Below are 17,108 nucleotides of genomic sequence, written 5' to 3'. Positions count from 1 at the left end.
GCATCTGCGGTCATGCGCATCCTCGTGCAACGAGTGACGTCGGCATCCGTGAGCGTCGACGGTGAAATCGTCGGCGCCGTCGCCCCGAACGGTCAGGGCCTGCTCGCGCTCGTCGGCGTCACACATACCGACGATGCCGCGAAGGCGCAGCGGCTGGCCGAAAAGCTCTGGCAGTTAAGGATTCTCGACGACGAAAAGGCCGCCGCAGACGTCGGCGCGCCGATACTGGTGGTCAGCCAATTCACGCTCTACGCCAACACCGCGAAGGGCCGACGCCCGACGTGGAACGCTGCGGCTCCCGGCGCCGTCGCCGAACCGCTGGTGACGGCCTTCGCCGAAGCACTGCAACGCCTCGGCGCGCACGTCGAAACCGGTGTGTTCGGCGCCGACATGCGGGTCGCGCTTGTGAACGACGGCCCGGTGACGGTGCTGCTGGAGGCTTAGTCCGTTGGGACACCGAATCGGTCGACCGCTGGCATCCTTGACCCATGGCAAAGGAAATCGACCGGGTCCGGGCGCAGAGCGCTCTGGCGGTCATCAAGCAGCACCCGGGCATGGTGCTGTTCGCCGTCTCGCCGGTCCTCATCGGAGTAGGGCTGGTGTGGTGGTTGGTCAGTCCGGCCCTGGCCGTGCTGCTGCTGATCGGGGCGGTCGTCGGCGGCGGCGCTGTCCTGCTCATGAAGCGCTAGCCACCGGCTGACCCTGATCGGCGGCAAGCTCTTCGAGAGTGACGCCGCCCAGTCGCTTGTCGAGCACCCTCGATCATGTGGGGGCATTCCTCGACCGGGTGGTCGGCGGGGCAGGCCAGCGCATGTTTGAGAAAGTCGCGGCCGCCGCCCTGGCGTCACCAGACCCCTGTCCTGGTAGTAGCGCAGCGCCGACGTGTTGAGTCCGAGGGTCTTGGCGGCTTCGCTGCCAGCGTCGAGAGCATGGAAAATCCCTTCCCACCTCCGCGCGGGCTAGCCGGCCGGATCATGCTGTGGACCAACAAGCATGACGAACTGCAGGCAGTTCTTGACGTCCAGCCGGGGAATCATGTCCTCGAAGCCGGTTATGGCCCAGGCGGACTCATACAGCTGCTCACCGAACGCATCGATGCCGCGAACATTCTTGGCGTTTGACCCGTCGCCCGAGAAGCGCGACCAGGCGAGCCGCCTCAACCGCGACGCTAGTCCGTCCGGGCGGCTCCGTCGTCATCGCCTGGCACGGTGGCACCGCGCCTAACCGGGTCGCCAGGTCGCTGCGCCTGCCGTGGAGGTCGCATCGAGCGAGTGGTTCGGATCGGCTCGGAGCAGTCACCCGCGACCAGGTCAGGAGCCTCGAGGTGGTCAAGGCCGTTCGCTGGCGGTGAAAGGCCTCCCATCAGTGTTGTAACGATGTAATCATGTAATCATGCGACATCATCACCTTCATGGCCGACGGCCAGGCCGCCCCGGCGGTTGGCAGCAGGCCGAGCAACCCCACGCAAGCGACGCCGCCGACTGGTTCGCCGGTCGGCTACCCGATGGCTGGTTCGCCGGCGACCCGACGGTCGTCGTCGACCGCGAAGAAATCACAGTTATCGGCCACCTCCCGGTGGCCGACGGCGAGGAGAGCGAGGCCCGCGCGTCAGGCAGAGTCTCCCGCTTCCGCGAAGAGACTCGCGGTGAACGCATGCACATCGCCGACGAGGCCGAGGCCCGATACGGGCGCAAGGTCGCCTGGGGCGTCGAGGTAGGAAGCGGCGACAATGCCGAGCGAATTCTGTTCACGCACATCGCTGTTCCGGTGATGACCCGGCTCAAGCAGCCGGAACGTCAGGTGCTCGACACGTTGGTCGACGCCGGCGTGGCGCGGTCGCGATCGGATGCATTGGCGTGGTCGGTCCGGCTGGTCGGCGAGCACGCCGACGAATGGCTGGGCAAGCTGCGGGACGCCATGAGGAACGTCGACGACCTGCGCGCCGAGGGCCCTCAGCTCTAGGCTGGCGGGCAGAAGCGCAGCAGGTCCGCCGGCGGATCAGGCCAAGCGTTCGATCCCGACGTACGACGAACTGAGTGCGGCGGTCTGCGACAGCGGGTCAACAGGACCGCCGTCAATCAGTAGGTTGCGGTTAGCGCCGTAGGACTCCGGTTGCGCGCCGCCGCGCGGGTCGAAAATCCGTGAGCCCCAGCCATGGTCGATGACGAGCACACCGCGCCGCGGCCGCTCGTCGACTGAAGCCGACAGTTCGATCGCACCGACAGGGGAGAAGACCTTCACCCTGTCGCCGTCGTTGATGCCCAGCGCGGCCGCATCGTCGGGATGGATTACCACCTCGTTGTGCTTGCCGGACGGATGCAGACCGGGCAACTCATTGAGCCATGAGTTCATCGAGTGTCGGTTGCGCCGGTTGGCCAGCTGGAACGGATACTCCGCAGGTGCCTGCGGGCCCGGTTCGGCCAGCAACTCGCGCGCCCGCTGCACGAACTCCACCGGCGCCGCGTGCACCTTCTTGTCGTCGGTCCTCAGCGCCTTTCTGAAGTGGCCGAATTCGCGAGGGCCCAGCACCCAGCCGTGCGGGTGCGCCATCACGTCGCGCCATTTGATCCTGCGGCCGTTGACCTTTCGCCCGGTGGCGACGACCAGCCGGTCGACCCAGTGCGGCCCGAACTCCACCGCCGGCTTGCGCGACAGTCGCGCCAGTCGGCGTGTCGCCTTGATGAAACCGTTCAGACCCATTGCGCCGAACAGCGGTTTTCGCATGGCGATCGCGAGGTCGACGAAGATTCGCCATTCCTGACGGGCGCCCGGCGGCGGTTCGGCCGCCTTCGATCCGTACTGCAGGTACGGCTCGTCGTGCATGTTGCTGGTGAACGCGAGTAGGTCGTCGCGTTCCAACCAGTGCACAGCGGGCAGCAACCAATGTGCGTGACGGTGGCTCTCGCGTTGCACAAAGTCGATGGCCACCAACAGATCCAGTTGCTGAAATGCCTCGTCGAGTTTGGCGCCGTCGGGCCCCGAGACCACCGGATTGCCACAGTTGATCAGCATCGCCTTGATCTGCCCCGGCCCCGGAGTCGTTATCTCCGAGGGCAATTCGCTCAGCGCGTGGGCGCCCGCGACCATGCCGCGACCCGCAACGCGACTCCGATGCGGTGACTCCTTGATCATGCCGGACAACCGGAGCGCGTCGACGTACCCTGGCTCGTACCTGCGACCGCCGGGACGGTCCATCCGACCTGTGATGACGTTGAGCACGTGGCCCAGCCACTCCGCGACCGTGCCCGCGAGGTGCAGCGAAACCCCGGTCCGCGTCACGACCATCGCGGCGCGCGCGGCGGCGAAATCGCGCGCCACCTGTTCGATCCGGGCCCGCGGGATGTCACATCGCGAAGCCAGATCGTCGAGGTCGGCATCGGCGACAAGCGCCCTCAGATCGTCTATACCCGTAGCTAATTCGATGCAGTCCTCGCGGTGTTCCAGCCCCTCCTCGAGAATCACTTTGACCATCGCAAGGAGCAGCGCCCAGTCTTGGCCGGGCCGCACCGCCAGATGGACGTCGGCCTTCTCGGCGGTCTCGGTCCGCAGTGGGTCGACGACGACGATCGTCGCGCCCTGCTTCTGCCGCTCTAAAGCGCGCCGCCATCCGCCCGGCACCGTCTCCAGCCAATTCCACGCGCTGACAGCGGGATTGGTGCCGACGAGCAGGAAGTAATCGCAATTGTCGATGTCAGACACAGGTGCCATCAGCATCGAGCCGTACATCTCGGATGCGACGACGTGCATCGCGTTCTGGTCCACTGAGCCGACGAAGTACCTGTTGTGCGTGCCGACCGCGTCCAGCCACGCGTTCATGAAGATGATGTTCGACGAGGAGAACCCGGACGGATTGCCGTAATAGATGCCGACCGCATCGGGGCCGTCGGCGTCGATCAGCGCGTTCATTCGGGCGGCGATGTCACTGATCGCCTCATCCCAACTTGCCTCGACGTAGGTGTCGCCCACGCGGCGCATTGGATTCAGAATCCGCCGCGGATGCTCGACAAGCTGGTTCGCGGTGCGGCCCTTGGCGCAGAAGTCCTGCCAGGTGTGGGGATTCTGCTTGTCTGGTGAGATCTTGGTGACCCGGTTGTCCTCAACCGTCACTTCCACACCGCAACAGGCCAGGCAGTACCGGCAGAAGGTGTGCACCGTGGCGGTCATGGACGCACCCTAGCCCGTTAGACCTGCGTCATCTCCCAATAAGCGCCATGCTTAGCCAACAGTTCCTGATGGCTGCCGCGCTCGACGATCCTGCCAGCCTCCATCACCAGGATCACATCGGCATCGCGGATCGTCGAAAGCCGGTGCGCGATGATGAAACTCGTTCGATCTCGGCGCAGTTCGCCCATCGCGTGCTGGATCAGCAGCTCGGTCCTGGTGTCCACCGAACTGGTTGCTTCGTCGAGGACGAGCAGCTGCGGGCGGGCCAGGAAGGCGCGGGCGATGGTGATCAGCTGCTTCTCGCCGGCGCTGATGTTGCCGCCGTCGTCACTGACGATCGTCTGGTAGCCGTCGGGCAGCGTGTGCACGAATCGGTCGACGTATGCGGCTGTGGCGGCCGCGATCACATCGTCTTCACTCGCGTCCGGCCTGCCGTAGGCGATGTTGTCGTAGATCGTGCCGCCCAACAGCCAAGTGTCCTGCAGCACCATGCCGATCTGGGACCGCAGCGATTGCCGGTCAACAGTCGAGATGTCTACGCCGTCAACGAGAATGCGCCCGGAATCGACGTCGTAAAACCGCATCAGCAGGTTCACCAGCGTCGTCTTACCGGCGCCCGTCGGCCCGACGATCGCGACGGTGCTGCCCGGTTCCGCCACCAGCGACAGGTCTTCGATCACCGGCGTACCGTGCTGGTAGCTGAAGTCGACGTGCCGGAACTCGACCCGCCCACGCGGACCACCGTCCACAGAGGGCAGCGTCACACCCGGGTCCGGGGACTCCTCCTCGGCGTCCAGCAGATCGAATACCCGCTCGGCACTTGCCACTCCGGACTGCAGCGTGTTGTACATCCCCGCGACCTGACTCAGCGGCTGATTGAACTGGCGGACGTACTGGATGAACGCCTGAATGCTGCCCAGCGTGATCTGACCCGTCGCCACCTGCACGCCGCCGACCACCGCGACCGCCACGTAGCTCAGGTTTCCGACGAACGTGGTGGCAGGGCCGACCAACCCGGAGAAGAACTGCGCGCCACGGCTGGCGTGGTAGACGTCGTCGTTGAACTGCTCGAACTGCTCGAGCGCCCTGGCCCGGTGACCGAACGTCTTGACTACGGTGAAGCCGCTGTAGGTCTCCTCGATGTGGGCGTTGAGCCGGCCGGTGTTGCGCCACTGCGCGACGAACAGCCGCTGCGAGCGACGGGCGATCGCGCGTGTCACCCACAGCGAGAGCGGCACGGTGATGACGGTCAGCAACGTCAGCAGTGGCGAGATGGTCAGCATCATCACCAGTACCGCCACCACGGTCAGCAGCGACGTCAGCAGCTGGCTGATGGTCATCGACAGCGACTGCTGAAGGTTGTCGATGTCATTGGTGACCCGGCTCAGCACCTCACCGCGTTGCCGAGAGTCGAAGTAGCGCAACGGCAGTCGATGCACCTTGTTCTCGACGTCCGCGCGAAGGCCCACCATGGTGCGCTGCACCACCACGTTGAGGATGCGGGCCTGCAGCCAAACCATCAGCGCGGCAACCAGATACAGCGCAAGCGCCAACAACAGCGTGCGGCCGATCGCGCCGAAGTCCACGCCCCGGCCCGGCACCACGTTCATCCCCGACAGCAGATCGGCGAAGGTGTTGTCGCCGCGCGCCCGCGCCGCCGCGATCGCCTGCTCTTTCGTCAGCCCGGCCGGCAGTTGGCGCCCGATCACACCGTTGAACAGCAGATCGGTCGCATGGCCCAGGATCCGCGGGCCGATCACCCCGATGGCGATGCCGCCGACCCCCAGCAGGATCACCACGGAGGTGAGCCCACGCTGCGGGGTGAGCCGTCTGACCAACCGAACGGCCGACCCCTTGAAGTCGCGCGACCGCTCCGTCGGTGCCTGCAGGACGCCGCGGATCGGCCGCGTCATCGGTCCGGCGGTCATCGAACGCTCACCGCTTGCGAGTCGGCGAATTCTGCGTAGGTCGGACAGGTGGCCAGCAGCATGTCGTGCGTGCCGATACCCACCACCTGACCGTCATCGACCACGACGATCTGGTCCGCCTCGGCGACGGTCGAAATACGCTGCGACACAATCACTACCGCGGCATCCGCCGACACGTCGCGCAGCGAGGCGCGCACTCGGGCGTCGGTATGCACGTCGAGTGCGGAGAACGCGTCGTCGAACAGGTAAATGGCCGGACGGCGGATCACGGCACGCGCGATCGCCAACCGTTGCCGCTGGCCGCCCGAAAAATTGATGCCGGCCTGGGCGACCAGCATTCCGAGACCGTCCGGGTGGGCGCCGACGAAATCGCTGGCCGCCGCGACCCGCAACGCCTCCCACATCTCCTCGTCGGTCGCATCGGCCTTGCCGTATCGCAGGTTGTCGGCGACCGTGCCGGAGAACAGGTAGCCCCGCTGCGGCACCAGCCCGATCGCCGACCACAACTGCTCGGTGTCGTAGTCGCGCACGTCGACGCCGTCGACGCGGACCGAGCCGCCGGTGACGTCGTAGAGCCGGCAGATCAGCGCGATCAGCGTCGACTTGCCCGAACCGGTCGAGCCGACAATCGCCGTCGTGGCGCCGGGCATGGCGGTGAGCGAAACATCCTGCAGCACTGGGCGGTCCGCACCGGGGTAGCTGAATGTCGCGCCGTCCAACTGGATTTTGCCTCGAACGGCGTCGGGCTGCACCGGCTCCGGCGGGCTGGCAATACCGGGTGTCGTGGACAGCACGCCGGTGATCCGTTCGGCGCAGACCGATGCGCGCGGCAGCAGCACCAGCATGAAGGTTGCCAGCAGCACGGCCATCAGGATCTGCATGAAGTAGGACAAGAACGCGATCAGCGAGCCCACCTGCATCTGGCCTGCGTCAATTCGCAAGCCGCCGTACCAGATCAGCGCGACGCTGGAGATGTTGATCACCAATGTGGTGACCGGCAGCATCAGTGCCTGCAAGCGTCCCGCTTCCAGCGCTGAATCCGACAGGCCCTGATTCGCGACGCCGAACCGGTTGCGCTCGAACGCTTCCCGCGCGAAGGCCCGGATCACCCGGAGGCCGGAAAGCTGCTCACGCATCACCCGGTTGATGCTGTCGATCTGACGCTGCACCCGACGGAAGATCGGCAGCAGGCGCGACACGATCAGATAGTTGGCGAGCGCCAACACCGGCACGCTGATCAGCAGCAGCCACGACAGGCCGGCGTCCTGATGCACCGCCATGAAGATGCCGCCGATCGACATGATCGGCGCCGTGATCAGCATCGTGCAGGTCAGCTGGACGAACTGCTGGATCTGCTGAACATCGTTGGTGGTCCGGGTTAACAGCGACGGGGCGCCGAACCGCGCCGTCTCCTCCGCCGAGAAGCTCGTGACGTGGCTGAAGATCGACCTGCGTAGGTCGCGTCCGACGCCCATACCTGCCCGCGAGCCGAAGTACACCGCGCCGACCGCGCAGACCACCTGCATCCCGGTGACGGCGAGCATCACGCCGCCGAGTTCGACGATCCTGCGCAGATCGCCTTGTGCGACGCCGTCGTCGATGATCGCGGCGTTGACGGTGGGCAGATACAACGACGCGAGCGTGCTGATGAGCTGAAGCCCGGCCACGATCGCGAGCAGCGAGCGGTACGGGCGCGTATACCGTCGCAGCAACGCCCAAAGCATCCCGTTACTGTCGCATACCACCCCGGCCGAAGTTGTGTTCGGCAGGGCCACCTGAGAATTCGCTAAATGAGCTGGTCAATCGGCATGTCGGTGGTTGAGGTGTTGGGGTGCCGCTACAGTGCATGGCGTGACCCTCAGGAAGTGCGCGACCGGCAAGCCACGGTCCGCGAAGGCGCTGGCCGTGGCGGCGGCGGCCTTGATGCCGCTGTTTGCCGCGTGCTCCAGCGGTTCCAGCGGGTCGACTTCGCCTAGCGTGCCGCAGTCACCTGGGCCGTCGCAGAACGCGTCGCACGGCCCGATGTTCCGCGAGTGTGGCGGCGTCACTGACCAAACATTGGCCGAACAGACCCGCGTCACCGGCCTGGTGAACACGGCGCGCAACTCGGTCGGCTGCCAGTGGCTGCAGGGCGGCGGCATCCTCGGCCCTCACTTCTCCTTTACCTGGTATCGCGGCAGCCCGATCGGGCGCGAACGCAAGACCGAGGAGCTGTCGCGCGCCAGCGTCGAGGACATCAACATCGAAGGGCACAGCGGGTTCATCGCCTTGGGCACGGACCCCACGATCGGCAACAACCTGTGCGAGGTCGGCATCCAATTCCAGGACGATTTCATCGAGTGGTCGATCAGCTTCAACCAGCAGCCGTTCCCGGATCCGTGTGAGGTGGCCAAGGAACTGACCCGCCAATCGATTGTGAACGCGAAATGAGCCGCCTCCGTCGTCGGGCACTGGCCGGCGTGGTCGCCGCGATGTCTGTCGTGGCGCTGCTGGCCGGTTGCACTTCAACGGTCCAGGGCACCGCGACCAAGTCGGGATCCGGTAACGTGCCCCGCAACAACGACTCGGCTAAGCAGTACCCCAACCTGCTGAAGGAATGTGAGGTGCTGACCGAGGACATCCTCGCCAAGACCGTCGGCGCCGATCCGCTGGACATCCAGAGCACGTTCGTCGGCGCGGTGTGTCGCTGGCAGGCGGCCAACCCTGCTGGCCTGATCGACATCACCCGGTTCTGGTACGAGCAGGGCAGCCTCGACAACGAGAAAAAGGTCGCCCAAAGCCTGAACTATCAGATCGAGAACCGCTCGATCGCGGGCGTGCCGTCGATCGTGATGAAGCCCAACGATCCCAACGGTGCGTGCGGAGTCGCCAGCGATGCCGGCGGCGTGGTCGGTTGGTGGTTGAACCCGCAGACGCCGGGCATCGACGCGTGCGGCATGGTGATCAAGCTGATGGAGCTGACGCTGGCCACCAGCTCCTAGCGCCGACGAGCGGTTGGGCGAACGCTTGCGCGTGGAGCCAACTATCTGGGTACATGGAAGCCCACCAGCGCGGCGCCGCTGAGCGTCAGCTGGTCCCATGGCTCGCCGGTCCGCAGCACCGCGATGGCTGACGTCGGAAACTTTGTCGAAATGCGTTCGGCCGCTGTGTTATTGCTGTCTTCCGCGGCTGCCAGCCCCAGCGCCAGCGCCGACATCGTCGGCTCGTGTCCGATCACCAGCAGGGTTTCGACGTCGGGCCCAACTCGATTGATCTCCTCGATCACCGCGCCGGGCGTCGCGTCGTAGAGCCGGTCGAGATAGTCAACCGGCGCCTCGACGCGGGTCCGGGCCAGGGTTTCGCGGGTGCGGGTGGCCGTCGAGCACAGCACCGCGTCTATCGCGGGCGCGTTGGCCCGCAGCCAGTCGCCGGCCAATCCGGCCTCGCGCTTTCCCCTCGGGGCCAGCGGCCGCTCATGGTCGGCCACCCCCGTGGGATAGTCCGATTTGGCGTGCCGAAGCAAGAGCAACGTGCGGTACCGGTCGGTCACGGTGTCCACCGTAAGCCCCGGCAGTGTGCTGCAGAGTGCGGCCCGGTTGGCCGACACTACGGTTTCTGGCGGCCCGGCGGGCCGATTCCCATCACAGTCCGTAGTCTCGGCGCCTGTCGGTTTGCCGGCGCACATGCCGAACGACGTCCACCGACTTGTCGGCGCCCGGACCTACACTCGCGATGCCGAGGAGATACAGCGACGAGAGAGGGCCGAGATGCGATTCGTGCACACCGCCGACTGGCAACTCGGCATGACCCGATACTTCCTGAACGGCGAGGCCCAGCCACGGTATTCGGCTGCCCGCCGCGACGTCGTCGTCGGCATCGGACCGCTCGCGGTTGACGCAGGCGCCGAATTCGTCGTCGTGGCAGGAGATGTCTTCGAGGACAACCAACTTGCGCCGCGCGACGTCAGCATGTCACTGGAAGTCATGCGCGCCATTGGCATTCCGGTGTACCTGCTGCCGGGCAACCACGATCCGCTCGACGCGGCATCGGTGTACACCAGCGCGCTGTTCACCGCCGAATGCCCCGACAACGTCACAGTTCTCGACCGGGCAGGGGTGCACAAGGTGCGGCCGGGGCTGGAAATCGTTGCCGCGCCGTGGCGCTCGAAGAAGCCGACCAGCGATCTGGTCGCTGAGGTGCTTGACGGGCTGCAGGCCGACGGCGTTACGCGAATCGTGGTGGGCCACGGCGGCGTCGACATCTTCGAACCGGACAAGGACAAACCGTCGCTGCTCCGGCTCGGCGCGCTCGAGGCGGCCATCGATCGCGGCGCTGTTCACTATATTGCGTTGGGGGACAAGCATTCTCGCACTCAGGTGGGTGCGACGGGCCGCATCTGGTACTCCGGCTCACCGGAGGTCACCAACTACGACGACATCGAGCCCGATCCCGGGCACGTGCTGCTGGTGGACATCGATGAAGACGACCCGCATCGGCCGGTTCGGGTAGACGCACAACGTGTCGGAAGGTGGCGCTTCATCACGCTGTGCCGCACCGTGGACAGCAGTCGCGACGTCGCCGATCTCGACATCAACCTGGACTTGATGCCGGACAAGGAGCGCACCGTCGTGCGGCTGGGGCTCAACGGATCGCTGACGGTGACCGACAAGGCCGCGCTCGATGCGTGCCTCGACAAGTACGCCCGGCTGTTCGCAGCCCTGGTGCCGTGGGACAAGCAGACCGATATCGCGGTCATCCCTGCCGACGGTGAGTTCGACGACCTCGGCATCGGCGGGTTCGCCGCGGCCGCGGTCGACGAATTGGTCAGCACCGCACGGGCCGACGGTGCAGACGCCGACGACGCCCGCGCAGCGCTGGCGCTGCTTTTGCGGCTGGTGGACCGAGGTGTGGCATGAAACTGCACCGCCTCGTGCTGACGAACTACCGCGGTATCACCCATCGCGAGATCGAGTTCCCCGACCGCGGCGTTGTCGTGGTCAGCGGCGCCAACGAGATCGGCAAATCGTCGATGATCGAGGCGCTCGACCTGCTGATCAACTCCAAGGATCGGTCGAACAAAAAGGATGTCAAGCAGGTCAAGCCGACGCACGCCGACGTGGGCGCCGAGATCACCGCCGAAATCTCCACCGGCCCTTATCGATTCGTGTACCACAAGCGGTTTCACAAGCGTTGCGAGACGCAGTTGACGGTGCTGGCGCCGCGTCGCGAGCAGCTCACCGGCGACGAAGCGCATGAGCGGGTCCTTGCGCTGCTGGACGAGACGGTCGACATGGAGTTGTGGCAGGCGCAGCGCGTGCTGCAGGCGACGTCCACTGCGGTGGTGGATCTTTCGGGGTGCGACGCGCTGTCCCGCGCGCTGGATGCGGCGGCGGGTGAAGCCGTTCAGCTGTCCGGGGCCGAGCCACTGCTGATCGACCGCATCGACGCCGAATACCTGCGGTACTACACGCCGACCGGCCGTCCGACCGCCGAGTGGGCCGCTGCCATCAAGCGGTTACGCGACGCCGACGACGAGGTGGCGCGTTGCGCGGCCGCGGTAGCCGAGGTCGACGATGCGGTGCGCAGGCATGCCGGGCTGACCGAAAGCCTGTCGCTGCTCGCCCAGGAGCGCGCCGATGCGGCGAAACGGCTCGCTGACGCCCGCGCCGCGGCGGAGGCCGTCGCCGCACTGACGCAGCAGCTCAAGCAGGCCGAGGTGGTCGCCACTGCTGCGGATGCAACCCTCACCGCGTCCGTCGCCGCGCTGACGGAACGGCGCCGGCTTCGAGCCGACATCGACCAGCGCACGGCCGCCATCGCCGAGCTCGAGGCAGCGTCGGCAGAGGCTGTCGAGGAGCTCGCCACTGCGACCGAAGTCCAGGAGGCCGCCGAGGCCGCAGCGGAGCAGGCACGCGCCGCGGTCGAGGCATCCCAGGCTCGGGTCGAGGACGCCCGGCGCGCTGTCGAGCGGGTGTCCGACCGGGACGAGGCCGACCGGCTTGAAAGCCGCCTCGCCAAGCTCGACGCCGCGCGCCGCGAACTCGACCGCGTTGTGCGCGAGCTCCCAGGCATTGCGTTGACCGAGGACACCATGCGGGCGATCGAATCCGCGGCCATCGCGGTCGACCGGGCCGCAGGCCAAGCCGAACTCGCTTCAGCCCATATCGAACTCGTCGCGCTTTCCGACGTCGAGGTACGCGTCGAGGGCGAAGAGGTTGCGCTTCAGGCGGGTGGCAGCTGGGCCGCCAGTGTTGGCGCGCCGACCGACATCGAACTGCCCGGCCTGCTGCGTGCGCGCGTCGTACCGGGAACTCCGGCATCGGATTCGCAGGCCAAACTCGAAGCGGCACAAGAGCTTCTGGCGGGTGAGCTGGCGAACGCGCGGGCCGCGGATGTCGGCGAGGCACGACGGTTGGACGAGCGCCGCCGCGAATTGATCGCTGCGCAGACGAAGCTGAGCGCTACGTGCGAAGCGCTGACAGGCGACGACATCGTCGACCAATTACGAACGCGTCTAGCCGAATTGCGCGCGGGTGAGCCCGCCGACCTCGGGCTGTGGGACGATCCGACCGCTGCTCGCGCCGAGCTCGACGCCGCGGTGGCCGCGCACAAGCAGGCCATCGCGGACTGCGAGACGCATCGCAAGGTGGCAGAGGCCGCCGCGAAGCGGCTGGGGGAGCGGACGGCGCACGCCAACGTCGCCCGCTCGACGTTGACCGCCGCACAGACCGAGCTGACCGCAGCACAGGAGCGGTTGATTCAACAGCGGGCGGTGGCGACCGATGATGCGCTCGCGGTCAAGGCAGAGGCCGACGGTGAGGCAGCGCGACGCGCGACCGGACTTGTCGCGGAGCTGGGGGCCGAGCTGGCGAAGAGCGCACCGGACACAGTCAGCGCCGCGCTGAACGATGCGGTCCGCCGGGCCGACTCGCTGGACAGCCGACACGGGGAAGCGTCTGAGGCGCTGCGCGAGGTGACGACGCAACTCAAGGTCTACGGCACCGAGGGCCGCAAGGGTCAGCTCGATGCCGCGCAGATCGAGCGCGAGCACGCAGAGGCCGAGTATCTGCGTATGCATCGCCGTGCCCGCGCTGCGCAGCTGCTGCGCTCGGTGATGGCGCGACACCGCGACGCCACCCGGCAGCGCTACGTCGACCCGTTCCGAAACCAGGTGGAGCGGTTGGGCCGCATCGTGTTTGGCGACAGCTTTGAAGTCGAGATCGACAGCGCGCTCCGGATTTGCAGCCGGACACTGGCGGGCCGCACGGTGCCGTACGAGTCGTTGTCCGGCGGCGCCAAGGAGCAGATGGGCATCGTCGCGCGGTTGGCGGGCGCGGGGTTGGTGGCCGCCGACGACAGCGTGCCGGTCGTCATCGACGACGCGCTCGGCTTCACCGACCCCGAACGGCTCACCAAGATGGGCGCGGTGTTCGACGCCGTCGGCGGCGACGGTCAGGTGATCGTGCTGACCTGCAGCCCGGAGCGCTACGCCAGCGTGACGGATGCCCACCACATCGTGCTGACGGCCTGACCTCCTTTCCGCGAACAGACGCAAAGTGCTCCATCTCATCGGCGTGTCGGGGCAATTTGCGTCTGTTGGGCAGTGCACATCCGCAGATTCATCCACAGATCGGCCGCAGGGTATGTCGGGTTGTGATTGCGGCAGACAATCCTCGGTTTGTGTTCATCGACGAGTTCTTCGCCTCGAGAGGTGACTTGGTCACCCGCGAACAGTTGTTGACGGTGATGTCGCGGAAGGCGCTCGACGGTCATCTGAGAGCCGGCGCAATTATTCGGGTGTGGCACGGCGTCTACTCGCTGACCCCACCCGACACAGTCGGCCAACTCGCGGGACTCGACCGGCTCACTAACAAGGCAATTGTCGCTTGTATGGGCACGGCCGCACATTTGTTTGACTTCGACACAGAGCAGGACGACCGCATCCATATCCTCGATCCCGGCGTACGCATGCGGCCGAGCTCGCGCTTGATGGTGCATCAACGGATCGACGCGCCGCTACAACGTGTTCGCGAGCGTTTGGCGACCGCCCCGGCATGGACTGCCGTCGAAGTCGCACGCACACTGCGGCGACCACGCGCTCTGGCAACGCTTGATGCCGCGTTGCACTCTGGAGCGTGCACTGCAACGGAACTCGATGTAGCCATCCGTGCCCAAAAAGGGCGGCGGGGCATCATCAAAGTGCGTGAGCTGATTAGGCATGTTGACGGTCGTTCCGAGTCACCAATGGAGAGCGAGGCGCGATTGGTGTTCATCGACGGCGGCTTGCCGACGCCGGAGTTGCAGTACGAAATAGTCGACCGCTGTGGTGATCGCTGGCGGGTTGACTTCGCTTGGCCTGAGGCGATGGTCGTCGCCGAGTACGAAAGCATGGAGTGGCATGTCAGCTCAACGGCGCTGAAGCACGATCGCACGAAGACTTCGAGGCTGCAGGAGTGCGGCTACACCGTGGTACCGATTGTCGTCGACGACGTCCGGCTCAGGCCATTGGATCTCGTAGCGCGGATCTTCTACCACCTAAGCAGCGCTGAACTGGCCGGCTGAACAGACGCAAACTGCCCCATTTCGTCGGCGTGTCGGGGCAATTTGCGTCTGCTCACGTAGGGGGTCTACGCCGCCAACAGGCCAGGGTCGCCCGTGAGCGCGAACACCCGTCGCATTGCGTCGACCGCATCGCCGTGGCCGTCGAACTTCACCCGCCGCAGCGCGGCCTTGCGTTCTGCGGCGGTCGCGCCAAGCCGCGCCGCAATCAGGTCCGCGGCTGTCGCCGTCACGGTGACGACGGGCGGACCCAGCGCGGCATTCAGTCCATCGCTGTCGACGGCGAACTCGAACCGGCGGTCGTCGATGTCGACGCGATACGAGGCTCGGACGTCACCAACGTTGCCGGGCTCGATGCCCAGCAGGATGCCGGCCAGGAATCCATTGAGCGGCGTCAGCGCGCTCTCGTCAGGCACGACCATGTCGAGGCCGAACGTCGCGATCGCCTTCACCACGGGTAGTACCTTCCGCCAGCCCGTCTGGCTCAGGGTGTACACCGTCCGCGCGACGGGCGGCGGCAGCTCCTCGCGGTCGACCAGACCGGCCTCCTCGAGCTCGCGCAGCCGGTCGGCCAGCAGGTTGGTCGCGATGCCGGGCAGCTGTCCGCGCAGGTCACCGTAGCGGCGGGGGCCACCGACGAGCTCCCGCAGGATCAGCAACGTCCATCGCTCGCCGAGCACGTCGAGGCCCTTGGCGATGGGGCAGTTCTGCTGATAGCTCCGTGGCATGGGAATAACCCTACCACTTAGACAAGTAATACGTCATATTACTTGAGAAACTTGTCTGAAAGGTTTACGGTTTTGCCCATGAGCATCCCAGTCTTCAAAGATCGCCCGATCGTTGCGCTCACATTCATCTGCCTGAGCGTCTTCGTCATCAGCGTCGACGCCACCATCGTCAACGTCGCGCTGCCCACGCTGTCGCGGGAGTTGGACGCCGACACCGCTCAACTACAATGGATCGTCGACGCATACACCCTTGTGATGGCGGGCCTGATGCTGTCGGCAGGCAGCCTGTCCGACCGCTTCGGCCGCCGCGGTTGGCTCAGCGGAGGACTCGCACTCTTCGCGATCACCTCCGCCACTGCCGCACAAGTGACCTCGGCCGACGCGCTGATCGCCGCGCGCGCAGCGATGGGCATCGGCGCCGCTGTCATCTTTCCGACCACGCTGTCATTGATCACGAACATCTTCACCGACCCCGTGAAACGCGCGAAGGCGATCGGGTTGTGGGCCGCGATGGTCGGCGTCGGGGTGGCGGCGGGTCCGATCTCCGGTGGCTGGCTACTCGAACACTTCTCGTGGGGTTCGGTATTCATGGTCAACGTGCCGGTGGCCGTGCTGGCGATCATCGGCGGCGTCCTGTTCGTCCCGACATCGCGCGACCCCGCGGCACCACCGGTCGACGTGCCTGGCCTGGCGCTGTCCTCTGTCGGCATCACCGCGCTCGTCTACACCGTCATCGAGGCGCCGAACTGGGGATGGCGCAGCGCGCACACCGCGGTTGGCTTCGCAAGTGCCGTCGGAGTGCTCGCAGCCTTCGCACTGTGGGAGCGGCGCACCCCGCACCCGATGCTCGACGTGACCGTGTTCTTCAACCGGCGGTTCTCCGGCGGAAGCCTCGCCGTGACCGCTGGATTCCTGACCTTGTTCGGCTTCATCTTCGTCATCACCCAATACTTCCAATTCATCAAGGGCTACAGCGCATTTGAATCCGGAGTACGGCTATTGCCCGTCGCAATCTCGATCGCGGTCGCCAGCATCGTCGGCCCCCGCATCGTCGAACGGATCGGCACCACCGCAGTGGTCGCAGGCGGGTTGGTCACCTTTGCGGCAGGACTCGCGTGGGCATCCACGGCCGACGCGGCAATGCCGTACACCGAAATCGCTGTGCAGATGGTGCTTCTCGGCGGCGGCCTTGGTCTGACCACGGCGCCGGCGACCGAGGCGATCATGGGCTCGCTGTCCGTAGACAAGGCCGGCGTCGGCTCGGCCGTCAACGACACGACACGCGAACTCGGCGGCACCCTTGGCGTCGCGATCGTCGGCAGCGTGTTCGCATCTGTCTATTCGAGCCGGCTGTCCGCGAGCACCGCGTTGGCCAATCTGCCCGCCGATGCCCGCGCAGCCATGGAGCGGTCAATGGCCGCCGCGCAGCGAGTGATCGGTCAACTGCCGCAGCCCGTGATTCCCGACGTTCGCGCGGCCGTGAACACGGCGTTCCTCGACGGCCTGCAGATCGGATCACTGGTCAGCGCCGGTATCGCGTTGGGCGCCGCGATCGTCGTCGCCTGGTTGCTTCCCGCCCGGGCACGCCACCCCGAGCAGCTCCAGGCCGAGGCGGTGTCGGCATGAGCACCTACACCGATAACCGGGTGAACAGATTGCCTCGTTCGAGCGCGCTGGAACGACTCAGCGAGCTGGTTAGGATCCTGCGGCGATCGAATTGACCGTGCGACGGCCGCCGGGCTCATAGACT

The 17,108-nt window shown here is 66.2% G+C and carries 15 protein-coding genes; 10 read left to right on the top strand and 5 right to left on the bottom strand.

All coding sequences use genetic code 11. The features are described 5' to 3' along the window. Positions 1–12: 12 nt before the first annotated feature. The 4 genes from dtd to MYCSM_RS23145 all read left to right on the top strand — a co-directional run bounded on the left by dtd (position 13) and on the right by MYCSM_RS23145 (position 1,962). The gene (gene dtd / locus MYCSM_RS23160; RefSeq protein ID WP_015308598.1) at positions 13–444 is read left to right on the top strand and encodes a D-aminoacyl-tRNA deacylase; all 432 of its coding nucleotides are present in this window, start codon (positions 13–15) and stop codon (positions 442–444) included. A 44-nt stretch (positions 445–488) separates the two neighbouring features. Then, positions 489–689 carry a hypothetical protein gene (locus tag MYCSM_RS23155; protein ID WP_015308597.1) on the top strand — a complete coding sequence of 67 codons (201 nt, stop codon included), beginning with the start codon at positions 489–491 and terminating at the stop codon, positions 687–689. Positions 690–929: 240 nt separating this feature from the next. Next, positions 930–1,121 (top strand): hypothetical protein, encoded by a 192-nt coding sequence (locus MYCSM_RS37330; RefSeq protein WP_157681383.1) that lies wholly within the window; start codon positions 930–932, stop codon positions 1,119–1,121. 271 nt (positions 1,122–1,392) lie between these two features. Further along, positions 1,393–1,962, top strand: coding sequence for a hypothetical protein (locus MYCSM_RS23145; RefSeq protein WP_015308596.1), 570 nt, complete (start codon positions 1,393–1,395; stop codon positions 1,960–1,962). A 36-nt stretch (positions 1,963–1,998) separates the two neighbouring features. On the opposite strand, the gene MYCSM_RS23140 is transcribed toward MYCSM_RS23145, so the two are convergent. Genes MYCSM_RS23140 through MYCSM_RS23130 form a run of 3 tightly spaced genes read right to left on the bottom strand, consistent with a single transcriptional unit; the run spans position 1,999 to position 7,816 of the window. After that, the gene (locus tag MYCSM_RS23140) at positions 1,999–4,164 is read right to left on the bottom strand and encodes a molybdopterin-containing oxidoreductase family protein (RefSeq protein ID WP_015308595.1); all 2,166 of its coding nucleotides are present in this window, start codon (positions 4,162–4,164) and stop codon (positions 1,999–2,001) included. 17 nt (positions 4,165–4,181) lie between these two features. Then, positions 4,182–6,092: an ABC transporter ATP-binding protein gene (locus tag MYCSM_RS23135; RefSeq protein ID WP_015308594.1), complete on the bottom strand. Its 1,911-nt coding sequence runs from the start codon at positions 6,090–6,092 to the stop codon at positions 4,182–4,184. Beyond that, positions 6,089–7,816 carry an ABC transporter ATP-binding protein gene (locus tag MYCSM_RS23130; RefSeq protein WP_015308593.1) on the bottom strand — a complete coding sequence of 576 codons (1,728 nt, stop codon included), beginning with the start codon at positions 7,814–7,816 and terminating at the stop codon, positions 6,089–6,091. Before MYCSM_RS23130 ends, MYCSM_RS23135 begins: the two co-directional genes overlap by 4 nt. A gap of 199 nt (positions 7,817–8,015) precedes the next feature. Here MYCSM_RS23130 and MYCSM_RS23125 point away from each other — a divergent pair, with 199 nt between their 5' ends. Beyond that, the gene (locus MYCSM_RS23125; RefSeq protein ID WP_051073933.1) at positions 8,016–8,522 is read left to right on the top strand and encodes a DUF3558 domain-containing protein; all 507 of its coding nucleotides are present in this window, start codon (positions 8,016–8,018) and stop codon (positions 8,520–8,522) included. After that, a complete protein-coding gene (locus MYCSM_RS23120; RefSeq protein WP_015308591.1) occupies positions 8,519–9,073 on the top strand; it encodes a DUF3558 domain-containing protein in 555 nt (184 codons plus the stop codon). Before MYCSM_RS23125 ends, MYCSM_RS23120 begins: the two co-directional genes overlap by 4 nt. A gap of 41 nt (positions 9,074–9,114) precedes the next feature. Here MYCSM_RS23120 and MYCSM_RS23115 read toward each other — a convergent pair whose 3' ends face one another. Further along, positions 9,115–9,621 carry a SixA phosphatase family protein gene (locus MYCSM_RS23115; RefSeq protein WP_041314748.1) on the bottom strand — a complete coding sequence of 169 codons (507 nt, stop codon included), beginning with the start codon at positions 9,619–9,621 and terminating at the stop codon, positions 9,115–9,117. 217 nt (positions 9,622–9,838) lie between these two features. Here MYCSM_RS23115 and MYCSM_RS23110 point away from each other — a divergent pair, with 217 nt between their 5' ends. The 3 genes from MYCSM_RS23110 to MYCSM_RS23100 all read left to right on the top strand — a co-directional run bounded on the left by MYCSM_RS23110 (position 9,839) and on the right by MYCSM_RS23100 (position 14,633). Continuing rightward, positions 9,839–10,987: a metallophosphoesterase family protein gene (locus tag MYCSM_RS23110; protein ID WP_015308589.1), complete on the top strand. Its 1,149-nt coding sequence runs from the start codon at positions 9,839–9,841 to the stop codon at positions 10,985–10,987. After that, positions 10,984–13,602, top strand: a complete 2,619-nt coding sequence (locus MYCSM_RS23105) for an AAA family ATPase (RefSeq protein ID WP_015308588.1) — start codon at positions 10,984–10,986, stop codon at positions 13,600–13,602. The genes MYCSM_RS23110 and MYCSM_RS23105 overlap by 4 nt, the downstream gene beginning before the upstream one ends. 149 nt (positions 13,603–13,751) lie before the next feature. Further along, positions 13,752–14,633, top strand: coding sequence for a type IV toxin-antitoxin system AbiEi family antitoxin domain-containing protein (locus tag MYCSM_RS23100; protein WP_041314746.1), 882 nt, complete (start codon positions 13,752–13,754; stop codon positions 14,631–14,633). A 65-nt stretch (positions 14,634–14,698) separates the two neighbouring features. Here the strand turns inward: MYCSM_RS23100 and MYCSM_RS23095 are convergent, their stop codons facing one another. Beyond that, a complete protein-coding gene (locus tag MYCSM_RS23095) occupies positions 14,699–15,358 on the bottom strand; it encodes a winged helix-turn-helix transcriptional regulator (protein ID WP_015308586.1) in 660 nt (219 codons plus the stop codon). 78 nt (positions 15,359–15,436) lie between these two features. On the opposite strand from MYCSM_RS23095, the gene MYCSM_RS23090 reads away from it, so the two are divergent. After that, positions 15,437–16,984 carry an MFS transporter gene (locus tag MYCSM_RS23090; protein ID WP_015308585.1) on the top strand — a complete coding sequence of 516 codons (1,548 nt, stop codon included), beginning with the start codon at positions 15,437–15,439 and terminating at the stop codon, positions 16,982–16,984. Positions 16,985–17,108: the final 124 nt, after the last annotated feature.

The sequence above is a fragment of the Mycobacterium sp. JS623 genome (genome assembly GCF_000328565.1).
GTDB lineage: Bacteria > Actinomycetota > Actinomycetes > Mycobacteriales > Mycobacteriaceae > Mycobacterium.
This window is presented reverse-complemented; position numbering and strand designations above follow the sequence as displayed.

What these genes read in the sequence shown, in the direction of transcription:
- dtd (WP_015308598.1), top strand. Translation starts at nt 13, where the DNA reads ATGCGCATCCTCGTGCAACGAGTGACGTCGGCATCCGTGAGCGTCGAC.
- MYCSM_RS23155 (WP_015308597.1), top strand. Translation starts at nt 489, where the DNA reads ATGGCAAAGGAAATCGACCGGGTCCGGGCGCAGAGCGCTCTGGCGGTC.
- MYCSM_RS37330 (WP_157681383.1), top strand. Translation starts at nt 930, where the DNA reads ATGGAAAATCCCTTCCCACCTCCGCGCGGGCTAGCCGGCCGGATCATG.
- MYCSM_RS23145 (WP_015308596.1), top strand. Translation starts at nt 1,393, where the DNA reads ATGCGACATCATCACCTTCATGGCCGACGGCCAGGCCGCCCCGGCGGT.
- MYCSM_RS23140 (WP_015308595.1), bottom strand. Translation starts at nt 4,164, where the DNA reads ATGACCGCCACGGTGCACACCTTCTGCCGGTACTGCCTGGCCTGTTGC.
- MYCSM_RS23135 (WP_015308594.1), bottom strand. Translation starts at nt 6,092, where the DNA reads ATGACCGCCGGACCGATGACGCGGCCGATCCGCGGCGTCCTGCAGGCA.
- MYCSM_RS23130 (WP_015308593.1), bottom strand. Translation starts at nt 7,816, where the DNA reads ATGCTTTGGGCGTTGCTGCGACGGTATACGCGCCCGTACCGCTCGCTG.
- MYCSM_RS23125 (WP_051073933.1), top strand. Translation starts at nt 8,016, where the DNA reads ATGCCGCTGTTTGCCGCGTGCTCCAGCGGTTCCAGCGGGTCGACTTCG.
- MYCSM_RS23120 (WP_015308591.1), top strand. Translation starts at nt 8,519, where the DNA reads ATGAGCCGCCTCCGTCGTCGGGCACTGGCCGGCGTGGTCGCCGCGATG.
- MYCSM_RS23110 (WP_015308589.1), top strand. Translation starts at nt 9,839, where the DNA reads ATGCGATTCGTGCACACCGCCGACTGGCAACTCGGCATGACCCGATAC.
- MYCSM_RS23105 (WP_015308588.1), top strand. Translation starts at nt 10,984, where the DNA reads ATGAAACTGCACCGCCTCGTGCTGACGAACTACCGCGGTATCACCCAT.
- MYCSM_RS23095 (WP_015308586.1), bottom strand. Translation starts at nt 15,358, where the DNA reads ATGCCACGGAGCTATCAGCAGAACTGCCCCATCGCCAAGGGCCTCGAC.
- MYCSM_RS23090 (WP_015308585.1), top strand. Translation starts at nt 15,437, where the DNA reads ATGAGCATCCCAGTCTTCAAAGATCGCCCGATCGTTGCGCTCACATTC.